The organism is Rhizobium cerradonense, from assembly GCF_030182455.1.
GTDB lineage: Bacteria > Pseudomonadota > Alphaproteobacteria > Rhizobiales > Rhizobiaceae > Rhizobium.
This window is the reverse complement of the sequence record NZ_JAQJCK010000011.1, coordinates 95,182-107,733: the sequence shown is the minus strand read 5'-3', so window position 1 is coordinate 107,733 and position 12,552 is coordinate 95,182. Positions and strand designations below refer to the sequence as shown.

Below are 12,552 nucleotides of genomic sequence, written 5' to 3'. Positions count from 1 at the left end.
ACATCGGCGAGCCGAATTGAGCATCCCGCATTTGGGATGGTTTCAACCACCGTGAGTGCCCAACGCGGTAGTCATCACGGTGGTCGCCTTGTCCGTTTGCCACCAAACGGATCGAGGCAGACCGCCCCCATGAAATCGACCCGGAACGATCCTTACGGCTCCCGATCGACGCGGTAGTCAAATAAAAGCTATTGCGCAAATGGAGAGGTATAAGGTATGAGGTATGATGTCGATGGGCAGACTTTTTGCAGCTGAATGTGATATTGTTATGTTTGTCGTATAGGATACGTTATTTTGTGTTTCGATATTGTGATATCCAGAAAAGTGCGCCACATTAGTCGCGGTTTATGAGGGAGGAAGAATTGACAGCAGCAGTTTCGATCCGCGATCTCGCGAACGCTATCCGTGTCCTGTCGATCGACGCGGTTGAGGCCGCAAAGTCCGGGCACCCCGGAATGCCCATGGGCATGGCTGATGCGGCGGCGGTGCTGTTCGGCCGGCACCTCAAGTTCGATTCAAGCGAACCTGGCTGGCCGGACCGCGATCGTTTCGTCCTGTCGAACGGCCATGGCTCGATGCTGCTCTACAGCCTTCTGCACCTCACCGGGTACGAAGACATGACGATTGAGCAGGTTCGCAACTTCCGCCAATGGGGCTCCAAAACGCCAGGTCATCCCGAATACGGGCACACCGCTGGCGTCGAGACGACCACCGGGCCGCTCGGACAGGGGATCGCGTCGGCTGTCGGAATGGCTATCGCGGAGCGGCGCCTATCAACCGAATTTGGCGCAGCGCTTGTCGATCACCGGACCTACGTTTTCTGTGGAGATGGGTGTCTCATGGAAGGTGTTGGTCAGGAAGCTGCTTCGCTGGCCGGCCACCTGCAGCTCGGCAAGTTGATCGTCCTTTACGACGACAACTCCATCACCATCGACGGCTCGACCGCAATCGCGTTTTCGGAAGATGTGCTCGCGAGGTTCGACGCCTACGGATGGCACACGCAGCGCGTTGACGGTCATGATCCGGATGCGATCGACGCGGCGATCTCGCAGGCGAAGACGGAAGGATCCAGACCATCCCTCATAGCCCTGAAAACCATCATCGGATACGGCTCTCCGTCAAGGGCAGGAACAAGCTCCGTACATGGTGCACCGCTCGGCGCCAGCGAAGCCGCCGCGACGAAGGCAGTCTATGGCTGGACGGCGGACACTTTCGAGATTCCTGCTCCAATCCTCAAAACTTGGCGCGAAGTCGGCGCGAAGGGCGCCAAGGCGCGCAAGGACTGGCAAGCGCGGCTCGAAGCAGCGGGCGCAGATGTCAGAAGTGAGTTTGAACGCCGCACCGCCGGCTCATTGCCAGCGCGATATGAGGAAGCGGTCAACGCCGCCAAGGCAAAGCTGCTCGACAAGCCGCAATCAGTGGCAACGCGTAAGGCAAGCCAGATCGCACTGGAAGCGCTGACGGAGCTGCTTCCGGAAATGATCGGCGGGTCCGCTGACCTCACCCACTCAAACTTGACCCGGGTTCCGGCCGTCGACAGCGATTTCACCGCCGCTGCAAGCGGGCGGTATGTCAGCTATGGCGTTAGAGAGTTTGCCATGGCCGCCGCGATGAACGGTATGGCGGCTCACGGCGGCGTCATACCCTATGGTGGCACGTTCCTCGTCTTCTCGGATTATTGCCGCAATGCCATTCGTGTGGCGGCTCTGATGGGCGTCCGCTCTATCTTCGTGATGACGCATGACTCGATCGGTCTTGGCGAAGACGGTCCGACGCACCAGCCGGTCGAGCATCTTGCCAGCCTCAGGGCAATGCCGAACTTGCATGTATTCCGGCCGGCCGACACCATCGAGACGCTGGAATGCTGGGATCTTGCAATAACCAGCAAGAACACGCCGTCGGTTTTGGCGCTCTCGCGGCAGAATGTCCCGCAACTGCGCGCCCAGCGTGACGGCATCAATCGCTGCGCACGGGGAGCCTATGTGCTGCGGGAAGCGAGCAGCGAACGTGCCGTCACAATCATCGCCACTGGAACGGAAGTCGCGCTTGCGATCCAGGCTGCCGACGAGCTTGAGGCGAGAAACGTTCCCGCCGCTGTCGTCTCGATGCCGAGCTGGGATCTCTTCGAACAGCAGCCCAAGGATTACCGCAGCTCGGTCCTCGGCAACGCGCCGCGCATTGCCGTGGAAGCGCTCTCGAAGTTCGGCTGGACTAGGTATGTCGACAGCGAAGACGACGTGATTGGGATGTCCGGCTTCGGAGCGTCTGCGCCGGCCGAGACGCTGTACGAGCAATTTGGGATCACGGGTGACGCAATCGTCACGCGCGCCCTAGCAAGGATAAGGGGCAAGCAATGAGCGCGCCGGCGACACCCGGAAATGACGAAGCGGGCGTCCAGTATGGTTCTGTCGATGAGTACCTCTCGACCTGGGCTGCTGAGGATTTGTCCCGTCAGGGGGTGGCGGCTCTAATCCACGGTGTGTTGGATGGCGCCTGTCTTTTATCCGCACGCATCGCAGCCGGTTCCCTGGAGGGCGATCTGGCCCACCTTGTCGGATCAAATACCGACGGTGATGCGCAAAAGGCAATCGACATCGCGTCGCACGAGTTGTTCGTCGAAATACTCGCACGCGCAGGCGCTGCCAGGGTCCTGTCCGAGGAGGCCGACGCGCCAGTTATGCTCAATGGCCAGCATTTTGCGGTCGCAATCGATCCGATCGACGGTTCAGGCAATGTCGGGCTGGGCACGCCCGTCGGCACGATCTTCTCGATCATGCCTTTCTGCGAAGCTGAAGATCCCTTTTTAACCCCTGGAAAGCGCCAGGCCGCGGCCGGTTATGTCTCATTCGGCAACACGGTCGATTTGGGCTTTTCGGTCGGTGAGGGTGTGCTGCTGGCGACGATGCATCCCCAAACCGGCGAGTTCCTGATCGTCAAAAGGCAGGTTCAGATACCTCGCGACACGTCCGAGCTTGCATATAACGCTTCCAACCACCGTCACCTTCACCCTGCCATGAGCCTGTATCTTCAGGATTGTCTGACCGGCAAGGAGGGAACGCGCGGCCGCGATTTCAACATGCGTTGGCTCGGATCGGCAGTCGGAGAGCTCCACCGGATCCTGATCAGGGGCGGTGTGTTCTTCTACGCCGGCGACAAGCGACCCGGCTTTGAAAATGGGCGCCTTCGCCTGGTGTATGAAGCGAATCCGATCGCGTTCCTGATGGAGCAGGCCGGGGGGCGGGCCACCGACGGCACGACCGCCATCCTGGACAAGATCCCGACCTCTCACCATTGCCGCACGCCGCTGGTTTTCGGTTCGGCGACGGAGGTCGACGTGATCGCAAGCTATCTCAATTCCAATCCAACCAGCGAGTAACACGTCATGGCCAGGATTACTCTCCGCCAGCTGCTGGATGATGCCGCCGAACACGGCTACGGCGTCCCGGCGTTCAACATTAACAACATGGAACAGGCGCTTGCCATCATGGAAGCGGCCGACGGAACGGATTCGCCTGTGATTCTCCAGGCGAGCCGTGGGGCCCGAGCCTATGTCAACGACATCATGCTCAAGCACATGATGGAGGCTGTGACGGAAATCTATCCGCATATCCCCGTTTGCGTCCATCTTGACCACGGAAACGAACCGAGCACCTGCGTCACCGCGATCCAGCATGGTTTTACGTCCGTCATGATGGACGGATCGATCCTTGCTGACGGGAAAACCGCGGCGGATTGGGACTACAACGTCAAGGTCACGAGAAGCGTCAGCGACACGGCCCATTGGGCAGGGGTTTCGGTGGAAGGGGAGCTTGGCGTTCTGGGCTCGCTTGAGACCGGTACGGGCGAGGCGGAAGACGGTCACGGCGTCGAAGGCAAGCTCGATCCGCATCAGCTTTTGACCGATCCGGAGGAGGCGGCGAAATTTGTCGCGGAGACCAAGGTGGATGCGCTTGCCGTCGCAATGGGCACCAGCCATGGCGCCTACAAGTTCTCACGCCGGCCGGACGGTGACGTGCTGGCAATGGATGTTATCGAGGCGATTCACCGGAAACTTCCGAATACCCATCTCGTCATGCACGGTTCGTCAAGCGTGCCGGAGGAGTTGCAAGAAATTTTCAATCGCTTCGGCGGGCGGATGAAGCCCACCTGGGGCGTGCCGCTCGAGGAAATCCTGCGCGGCATTCGGCATGGTGTGCGAAAGGTCAACATCGACACTGATTGCCGCATGGCAATGACCGGGCAGGTGCGCCGAGTGCTGTCCGAAGATCCGACAGAATTCGACCCTCGCAAATATTTGAAGCCTGCAATGACGGCGCTTTCAAAGCTGTGCCGCGAGAGATTCGAAGCTTTCGGAACGGCAGGACGCGCAAGCTCCATTCATGTTGTGCCGCTCGCGGAAATGGCGAAGCGGTATCGAGCCGGCTCGCTCTAGGTCGGCCAACATCCATTTGAACGCAAACGTGGTGAAGCGGCGATGACCGAGAAGAAAACCCTCTGGATTGGCACCAGCTGGAAGATGAACAAGACGCTTGCCGATGCCGCGCAGTTTGCGCACGGTCTCAGGGCCGCAGACATCACGTCCCATCCGCGCATCCAGCGCTTTGTCATCCCTCCTTTCACTGTTGTCCGGGAAGTGAAGACCACGTTGGCGGGCACGTCGGTGAAGGTCGGCGCGCAGAACATGCATTGGGACGAGGAGGGCGCCTGGACGGGCGAGATTTCACCCTTGATGCTCAAGGACTGCAACCTCGACATCGTCGAGCTTGGTCACTCCGAGAGGCGTGAACATTTCGGTGAGACGGACGTGACGGTAGGACTGAAAGTCGGGGCGGCGGTTCGCCACGGCTTGATCCCGCTCATCTGCATAGGGGAGACACTTTCCGAACGCGAGGCCGGGCGAGCCCGCGACGTCCTCGAGCGCCAGGTTCGCGGCGCGTTGGGAAGCCTTTCTACCGACCAGAAGCACAAACCGATACTGCTTGCCTACGAGCCTGTTTGGGCCATTGGCGTCGATGGGATCCCCGCGACAGCGGACTACGCCGACGCCCGCCAGGCCGAGATCATCGCGTTCGCGGAAGCCGTGCTCGGCCGGCGCATTCCCTGCCTTTACGGCGGTTCGGTCAACGCGGACAACTGCGAAGAGCTCATATCCTGCCCCCATGTCGATGGGCTGTTCATCGGCCGCTCGGCCTGGAAGATCGAGGGCTACCTCGACATCCTCGAAAAGTGCGCGGCCAAAATCTGAGGAGTGATGAAGATGAAAATTGCAGTAGCAGGCGACAGCGCGGGCGAAGGCCTCGCCAAGGTCCTCGCCGATTATCTCAAGGACCGTTTCGAGGTGTTCGAGGTCTCCCGGACGGACGCCGGTCTCGACGATTTCTATGCGAACCTCTCCGACAGGGTCGCCAACGGCGTGCTCGACGGCACCTATGACAAGGCCATCCTGGTGTGCGGCACCGGGATCGGCGTCTGCATTTCGGCAAACAAGGTGCCGGGTATTAGGGCAGCCCTCACACACGATACTTATTCCGCCGAGCGGGCGGCGTTGTCGAACAACGCCCAGATCATTACCATGGGCGCCCGCGTCATTGGATCGGAACTTGCGAAGACGATCGTCGACTCCTTCCTCGCCCAGAGGTTCGACGAGAACGGTCGCTCGGCCAGCAATGTTGCCGCCATCGACGAGGTCGATACGAAATACCACACCCGCTAGTTGGAAGGCTGGGCAAGCATTGCTCGCGGTCGACGCGCCAGGCGCAATCAGCCTGGCGCATTATCGTTTTCTGGCAATTTTCAGAACCCGGCGAATAGGCCGGGCGGCATACGGTATCCGGGCTTCGCGTCCGCCTTCAGATGCCGCCGGTGATGATCGCAGTGCGACCTGCGGGAAATGCAAGATGCGCCACGCCTTGACGTGATGCCCTGGCTGTCATTTCAGCAGGGATGTGCGGAAGTGTTCCATGTTTTCCTCGACGCTTTCGCGGCTGAGGTCACCGGTCTTTCTGTCCCGGATCATCTGAAACATGTGTTCGTGGAGATCGACTGCGCGCCATTTGCCACTGACCTCTAGCGATTTTTGCACCCAAGGCGCGACCATCGTCAGCACGAAGTCGGCGATCACGACGATCAACGGGTTTCCGGCAGCTTTGTATATTGCTCGGTGGAAATCGAGATCGGCCTTGAGGAGATCTTCGATCGCGGAGTTCGCATCCTCCGACAGCCTTTTTAGTCGGTCGATGCACTCTCTCATCGTGGCGAGGTCTTCGTCCGTACGCCGCAGCGACGCGAGTTCTGAACAGTTGCGGTCGAAAATGTATCGCAGTTCCATCAGCATCTCAGGCGTCGAGCTCTGAAGATAGAGCTGAAACATCGCGAGCGGCATCGCCGGAAGGCCTTCGTCCTTACGGATGTAATTTCCAAAGCCATGACGCGTCTCGACAAGACCCGAGACCGCGAGCGTTTTGATCGCCTCTCTGATTGGAGTGCGACTGATCCCGAGAAGCTGGGCCAGCTCTTTTTCATTGGGAAGTTTGTCACCAGGCCCGAGGTTGCCTTTGGCAATTTCGCCCGTAATGTAGTCGAGCGCTATGTCCAGCCGGCTTGGGATTTTCTTTGGGTCAACAGACAGCATTCCTGGTCACGCTCCAATCAGAAATCGAAAAGGTACGAGGTCATACCGCGTTTTACCGCTTGCGACAAATGCCGAACGTCGAACTGGCCACTTCTCCAGGTTATTCGCTGATTTGTCCCAGCCGCTTCGAGGCTTTTGGATCGAATGGGAACATGAGGCCAGCGGCCAGGAAGCCGCCGTCGACGTTCAGGGTGTGCCCCGTAATATAGGCAGCATCGTCGCTCGCCAGGAACACCGCGGCATCAGCGATTTCCGATGGTTCGCCATAACGGCGTTGCGGAACTAGCCGATGATAGGCGTCACGCGTTTCGACCGTGTGCATGACTTTCGAGACCTCGGTCAATATCGGGCCCGGTGCGATGTTATTCACGTTGATTCCCGATTCCGCGAGTTCGACCGCCATAACCTTCGTGAGGAGTTCGACGCCGGCCTTTGAGGCTCCATAGGCCGAACGTCCGACACCGCCCTTCTGACCGGACAGCGAAGCGATATTGATGATCCGCCCATAGCCTTTGGCGGCCATGATCCGAGCAAAGGCTTGCGCCACGAGGAATGTTCCGGTCAGATTGATCCGGACGACGCGTTCGAATTCCTCCCTTGAGCTTTCGAGAAACAGAGTGGTTGCGCCCACGCCCGCGTTGTTCACGAGTATGTCGACCGTGCCGAACCGGCCAATCGTTTCCTTAACGATCGTCTCAACGTCTTCGTTGACCGAAATATCGGCGCGGACGGCCAAAGCCCGCTCCCCAAGCCGCTCGGCGGCTTCGTTCGCCACTTCCAGATCGCGGTCGACGATAACGACATTCGCGCCTTCGCGAACATAGGCTTCAGCGATTGCCAGTCCGATGCCCCGGCCAGCGCCCGTCACCACGGCAGTGCGTCCAGAAAGTCTCATCTCGTCGTCCTCCAATTTTCTCGATATGAGGTATAAGGTATAAGGTATGACCTTGACAGAGTTATGAGCTGCTTCTATGAGTATTGTCAAGAGTGAAGCCCGGCTGATGTATGGAGGAAGATATCCTCGGCCGGGATATTGGGAGGATCCGATGACATCAGCTGGCAAGCTCAAGGCCGTGTTTTACGGCGACGACTTCACGGGTTCTTCCGAAAACCTGGCGCAGTTCCATCGCAGTGGTGTGAAGGGAAAACTCTATCTCGCACGCCCTTCAGCACGGACGGCGTCAACAGATTCTCTGTCTTATGATGTGCTTGGCTTCGCCGGTACCGCAAGGGCGTTGTCCGGCGTCGAGCTCGACGAGGAGCTTGACAGTGCGTTTTCGATCATGCGCACCCTCAACAGTCCGCTTATCCAATACAAGATCTGCTCTACGTTCGACTCATCGCCCACCGTTGGAAGCTATGGTGCTGTTCTGGCGCGCGCTGCGGCTCACTTCGGCAAGAGGGATGTTCCAGTCCTCGCCGCGACCCCGGACTTCGGGCGCTACACCTGTTTCGGAAATCATTTCGCGCGCTTTGCCGACAGGATTGAGCGGCTCGACCGGCACCCGAGCATGTCGCGCCACCCCAGGACGCCGATGCACGAGGCGGATCTGCGCATGCATCTGGCTGGGCAGACAGATAAGGAATTCGTCAACGTCACGCTTCCCGCAATCCGGAGCCGCTCGGCAATGGAGGAGCGTGTCTTCAAGGCCTTCCAAGAGGGGGCAGGGGTCATTTTCGATGGGCTCGAAAATGCGGATCTTGCGGCTGTCGCCGATCTGCTCTGGGCGCGGTATCCGACACGTCCGATGTTCGCGCTAGCAGCTCAAGGCTTGGCGCAACACCTCGGCGCTCTTTGGGCCCGCTTGGGCCTGCTATCGTCGGCGGAGCCCGTCAAGACGGAGATTGCCGGCGTCGAAAATCTACTCGTCTTATCAGGCAGTTGCGCCCTGCAAACCGGGCGCCAGATCGCGGTGGCCGAAGCTTCCGGGTGGAACCTTGTCCACTTGGATGTCTCGACAATCCGGTCCGATGATGATGCTGAGGCAGTTGCGCGGGAGGCTGCTTTGAAGGCGATCGAGAGCCTTGTGCGCGGTCGACCTACAATCATCTACACGGCTCGCGGGGAAACCGGCCGTCTGCCCGGCGGCGATGTTCCCGCGGAACGCTTGGGCGCCATCTACTGTGACGTTGCGCGTGCCGTGCGCCGCGCGGTTTCCTTGCCGCGGATCGTGTTTTCGGGCGGTGACAGTTCGAGCTATGCGGTGCGGACAATCGGCGCCGAAGCGCTCGAGATCGCCGTTTTTGACGAAGTTCAAAATTGCCATGTCTGCCGCCTGGATGCGCCGGGCGACGCCGAAGTCGATGGCCTCGAAGTCATGCTGAAGGGCGGGCAGATTGGTGCCGATGACTTCTTCCTGCGGGCAAAGGCGGGCACCTCTGGTTATCTGGCGGCGTAAGGAGCGAAAGATGCAAAAGAAAATCATCCTCGAAGCCAGGGTCAACGAGTACGCGCCGCGCACATCCAACCCTAATATCCCATACACCGCCGACGAGATCGTTGAGGCCGCCGTTGCAGCCCGCAAGGCGGGAGCGGCGATTCTGCACTATCATGCCAGGACAGCCGACGGCGGTGCGACAAACACCGTTGAGGCAAACGCCGAAATCATCCGCGAAGTCAGGCAGGCGACCGATCTACTCATCCTTCCCACGCTCGGCTTTATCTCGAATGATGCCGACGCCATGAAGCGCATCGACACGGTCGCAACCCTGGCATTGGACCCTGCTACGAAGCCCGATATTGCGCCCATCGATACCGGTTCGGCCAATCTCGAGCTTTGGGATGCCGAGACGCGCAGGTTCGAAAATCCAGAACGTTTGTATCTCAACACGACCGAAAGTCTCGCGCACTACGCGCGTACCTTGGCCGAAAAGGGCGTAAAGCCGAAGCTAGTTTCCTGGTCTGTTGGGTTCACGCGCCGCGCGATCGCCCTGATGGACGCGGGCCTTGTGAGGGGGCCCGCCTACTTTCTCCTGCACCTAACGGGAGGGCGATACATTACCGGGCATCCGCCGACCGAGGCGGGTCTCATGGCGCATCTTGCATTTCTGCCCGACGACCGGCCGATCGAATGGACGGTCAATTGCCTTGGGGGCAATCTGTTGAACATTGCTCCTGCGATCTGCCGTCTGGGCGGCCACATGGCTATTGGAATAGGCGACTATCCCTATCGCGAGTTCGGCACACCCACGAACGCGGAAGTCATATCGCGCGCTGTTGAGATTGCCCAAAAGGTCGGACGTGAGCCGGCTACACCCCAGGAGGCACGCGCGATCCTCGAACTGGACGGCGCGTAGAACCAATACGGCATGCGATCCGCACACACGCGGCATAGATTTCGATTTTACGAGGTATGACGTCATATCATGGTCAACGCAACTGAGAAGATAACAGTTCAGGGAACCGCGCAGTCGTTTTCGGCACGCGTGCTTCTGCGGGCCGAGGGCGTGGAAAAGTCGTTCAACGGCGTCCCAGCGCTCGTTGATGGCCGACTAACTCTAAAGGCCGGGACCGTCCATGCCTTGTGCGGCGGTAATGGCGCCGGCAAGTCGACATTCCTCAACATCACGATGGGACTGCTCCGCCGCGATGGAGGGATAGTGGAGATCGATGGCGAGCAGGTCGACTTCAAAAGCGCCGCTGACGCCTTGCGTCACGGCATCGCGATCATCACGCAGGAGCTTTCCCCCGTCCCCGAGATGACCGTCGCCGAGAACCTTTACCTTGGCCGCGAGCCGAAGCGACTTGGCGTGCTCGTCGATTTTAGCCAGATGCGCAGGGACGCCCAGGCATTCCTCGATGAACTCGGCTTTGAAGTCGACGCTGCCAAGAAGATGGGGGAGCTGAGCCTCGCCCAGATTCAGCTCGTCGAAATTGCGAAGGCTCTCAGCTATCGGGCACATATCGTCATCATGGACGAGCCGACATCTGCTATCGGCGAACACGAAGTCCATGTCTTGTTCAACGCGCTCCGCAAGATCACCGCGCGCGGTTCCGCAATTATCTACGTGTCTCACAAACTCACCGAAATCTTCGAGATCGCGGATGAGTACACAGTCTTCCGCGACGGCCGTTTCATCGAGACTGGAAACATCAAAGACATCGACCGCCGCCATCTTGTGACACAGATCGTCGGCCGTGAAGTCAAGCTGGTCGAGAAGGGCAAGCCTCTCGAAGACGCGCCAATCCTGCTTTCGGTCTCGAACTTGGCGCGCGGGCCTCATTTCCGAGACATCTCGCTAGACGTGGCGTCCGGCGAAGTGGTCGGGATCTACGGGCTGCTTGGGTCCGGGCGGACCGAGTTCCTCGAGACAATATTCGGGCTGCACTCACCAACGGGAGGCGAAGTTGTCTTCAACGGCGGTAAGGTCAAGCCAGGCAGTCCTAAGGACGCAATTCAACGTGGAATGGCGATGGTGACCGAGGATCGCAAGGACAGTGGTCTCGTGCTCTCGGCATCGATCGCCCACAACATCACGCTTTCATCGCTGGCCTTGATGGCCATCAGCGGTTTCATCCGCGGGGACAAAGAGCGCAGCGCGGTTCAAGACATGATCGTCTCGCAGAGGATCAAGTCGGCGTCGCCAGATGTTGCCGTCGAAACTCTGTCAGGGGGCAACCAACAAAAAGTCGTGCTGGCCCGGTGCCTTCTGACAAATCCAAAGCTTCTCATTTGCGACGAACCGACGCGTGGCATCGACGAAGGTTCCAAGCAGGAGATCTACGCGTTCCTGCGAGACTTCGCGGCGAAGGGCAACGGCGTCCTCGTGGTCTCCTCGGAGGCACCGGAGATCATGCAGCTCAGCGACAGGATCGCGATTTTCAAACAGGGGCAGCTCCTCAACATCATCGCCGGTGCCGAAGCAACGCAACAGACGCTTATGGACATGGCGAGCTGATGAGCGGTCATAGCCCCATTCACGGGAGGACTTGAGTAATGAATACCATCGCTGCGGCGAAGCCCGGAAACTTCCGCGCCGGGGAAATGATCAGGCAGTTCAGCATCGTTCTCGTGTTTTTCCTGATCGTCGCGTTCTTCGCGTTCGCGAACCAGTACTTCATGACATGGTTGAATTGGCTGAATCTCGTTCGCCAGTCGTCGATCAACGGCATTCTGGCGATCGGAGTGACCTTCGTCATCCTTACTAAAGGCATCGACCTATCGGTCGGCTCCGTAATGGCGCTCGCGGGCATGATCGCCGCCAGCCTCGTAACGGAGACCAACGAGCAGTTCGTGCTTTTCGGTATCTTTGCGGGCCTCGCGGCGGGAGCCGGCCTCGGCTTGGTGAACGGAGTGCTTGTTGCCGCGGTCAAGGTCCCGCCGTTCGTAGTGACGCTTGGCATGTTGAGCGTGGCCCGCGGGCTCACCTTGATCTTTTCGGAAGGACGCCCCATCCCGAATCTGTCGGATCCCTTCAAGTGGATTGGCTCCGGGCAGATCATGTATATCCCGGTACCGATCGTCATCCTGTTCGTCGTCTTCCTGATTGGATGGACCGTTCTAAACTATACGACTTTCGGCCGTTATGTGTACGCAGTTGGCGGCAACGAGAAGGCGGCTCGCACGAGCGGCATTTCCACCAAGGTGATCGTCGGTGCGACCTATGTGATCTCGGGCCTCCTGGCTGGTCTTGCGGGGCTTGTCCTGACGGCTCGCACTACCGCTGCGCTGCCGCAAGCGGGCATCGGTTATGAACTCGATGCGATCGCCGCCGTCGTGATCGGCGGGACGAGCCTTGCGGGCGGCCGCGGATCGCTGCTCGGCACACTGATCGGCGCGCTCATCATCGGCACGATCAACAACGGCATGGACCTCATGGGCGTGTCTTCATACTACCAGCAGGTCCTCAAGGGCACGATCATCGTGGTCGCGGTCATCGCCGACCAAATCCGCAAATAAGACCAATCCCGAAATTGCCGC

At 59.4% G+C, this 12,552-nt stretch carries 11 protein-coding genes; 9 read left to right on the top strand and 2 right to left on the bottom strand.

Going from position 1 to position 12,552, the window contains the following annotated elements; genetic code table 11:
• The first annotated feature begins 347 nt into the window (after window positions 1-347).
• Genes tkt through derI form a run of 5 tightly spaced genes read left to right on the top strand, consistent with a single transcriptional unit; the run spans window position 348 to window position 5,713 of the window.
• Window positions 348-2,357 (top strand): transketolase, encoded by a 2,010-nt coding sequence (gene tkt / locus PH547_RS22790; protein ID WP_004129789.1) that lies wholly within the window; start codon window positions 348-350, stop codon window positions 2,355-2,357.
• Window positions 2,354-3,376, top strand: a complete 1,023-nt coding sequence (locus PH547_RS22785; RefSeq protein WP_004129787.1) for a class 1 fructose-bisphosphatase — start codon at window positions 2,354-2,356, stop codon at window positions 3,374-3,376. Before tkt ends, PH547_RS22785 begins: the two co-directional genes overlap by 4 nt.
• 6 nt (window positions 3,377-3,382) lie before the next feature.
• Window positions 3,383-4,432, top strand: coding sequence for a class II fructose-bisphosphate aldolase (gene fba, locus PH547_RS22780; protein WP_004129785.1), 1,050 nt, complete (start codon window positions 3,383-3,385; stop codon window positions 4,430-4,432).
• A gap of 42 nt (window positions 4,433-4,474) precedes the next feature.
• On the top strand, window positions 4,475-5,245 hold the full coding sequence (locus PH547_RS22775) for a triose-phosphate isomerase (RefSeq protein WP_037155982.1): 771 nt from the start codon (window positions 4,475-4,477) through the stop codon (window positions 5,243-5,245).
• A 12-nt stretch (window positions 5,246-5,257) separates the two neighbouring features.
• Window positions 5,258-5,713 (top strand): D-erythrulose-4-phosphate isomerase, encoded by a 456-nt coding sequence (gene derI, locus PH547_RS22770; protein ID WP_013984669.1) that lies wholly within the window; start codon window positions 5,258-5,260, stop codon window positions 5,711-5,713.
• Window positions 5,714-5,929: 216 nt separating this feature from the next.
• On the opposite strand, the gene PH547_RS22765 is transcribed toward derI, so the two are convergent.
• Together PH547_RS22765 and PH547_RS22760 are read right to left on the bottom strand one after the other, a co-directional pair.
• Entirely contained in the window at window positions 5,930-6,631 is a 702-nt protein-coding gene (locus PH547_RS22765; protein WP_004129783.1) for a FadR/GntR family transcriptional regulator, read from the bottom strand.
• A 100-nt stretch (window positions 6,632-6,731) separates the two neighbouring features.
• Window positions 6,732-7,526 (bottom strand): SDR family NAD(P)-dependent oxidoreductase, encoded by a 795-nt coding sequence (locus tag PH547_RS22760; RefSeq protein ID WP_004129782.1) that lies wholly within the window; start codon window positions 7,524-7,526, stop codon window positions 6,732-6,734.
• 151 nt (window positions 7,527-7,677) lie between these two features.
• On the opposite strand from PH547_RS22760, the gene PH547_RS22755 reads away from it, so the two are divergent.
• The 4 genes from PH547_RS22755 to PH547_RS22740 all read left to right on the top strand — a co-directional run bounded on the left by PH547_RS22755 (window position 7,678) and on the right by PH547_RS22740 (window position 12,531).
• Window positions 7,678-9,030 (top strand): four-carbon acid sugar kinase family protein, encoded by a 1,353-nt coding sequence (locus PH547_RS22755; protein WP_004129781.1) that lies wholly within the window; start codon window positions 7,678-7,680, stop codon window positions 9,028-9,030.
• A 10-nt stretch (window positions 9,031-9,040) separates the two neighbouring features.
• A complete protein-coding gene (locus PH547_RS22750; protein ID WP_004129780.1) occupies window positions 9,041-9,928 on the top strand; it encodes a beta-keto acid cleavage family enzyme in 888 nt (295 codons plus the stop codon).
• A gap of 69 nt (window positions 9,929-9,997) precedes the next feature.
• On the top strand, window positions 9,998-11,530 hold the full coding sequence (locus PH547_RS22745; RefSeq protein ID WP_004129779.1) for a sugar ABC transporter ATP-binding protein: 1,533 nt from the start codon (window positions 9,998-10,000) through the stop codon (window positions 11,528-11,530).
• 38 nt (window positions 11,531-11,568) lie between these two features.
• Window positions 11,569-12,531, top strand: a complete 963-nt coding sequence (locus PH547_RS22740; RefSeq protein WP_004129777.1) for an ABC transporter permease — start codon at window positions 11,569-11,571, stop codon at window positions 12,529-12,531.
• Window positions 12,532-12,552 lie beyond the last annotated feature (21 nt).

Bases quoted from the DNA above. Each gene is read 5' to 3' on its own strand.
- tkt (WP_004129789.1), top strand. From the start codon at position 348: ATGAGGGAGGAAGAATTGACAGCAGCAGTTTCGATCCGCGATCTCGCG.
- PH547_RS22785 (WP_004129787.1), top strand. From the start codon at position 2,354: ATGAGCGCGCCGGCGACACCCGGAAATGACGAAGCGGGCGTCCAGTAT.
- fba (WP_004129785.1), top strand. From the start codon at position 3,383: ATGGCCAGGATTACTCTCCGCCAGCTGCTGGATGATGCCGCCGAACAC.
- PH547_RS22775 (WP_037155982.1), top strand. From the start codon at position 4,475: ATGACCGAGAAGAAAACCCTCTGGATTGGCACCAGCTGGAAGATGAAC.
- derI (WP_013984669.1), top strand. From the start codon at position 5,258: ATGAAAATTGCAGTAGCAGGCGACAGCGCGGGCGAAGGCCTCGCCAAG.
- PH547_RS22765 (WP_004129783.1), bottom strand. From the start codon at position 6,631: ATGCTGTCTGTTGACCCAAAGAAAATCCCAAGCCGGCTGGACATAGCG.
- PH547_RS22760 (WP_004129782.1), bottom strand. From the start codon at position 7,526: ATGAGACTTTCTGGACGCACTGCCGTGGTGACGGGCGCTGGCCGGGGC.
- PH547_RS22755 (WP_004129781.1), top strand. From the start codon at position 7,678: ATGACATCAGCTGGCAAGCTCAAGGCCGTGTTTTACGGCGACGACTTC.
- PH547_RS22750 (WP_004129780.1), top strand. From the start codon at position 9,041: ATGCAAAAGAAAATCATCCTCGAAGCCAGGGTCAACGAGTACGCGCCG.
- PH547_RS22745 (WP_004129779.1), top strand. From the start codon at position 9,998: ATGGTCAACGCAACTGAGAAGATAACAGTTCAGGGAACCGCGCAGTCG.
- PH547_RS22740 (WP_004129777.1), top strand. From the start codon at position 11,569: ATGAATACCATCGCTGCGGCGAAGCCCGGAAACTTCCGCGCCGGGGAA.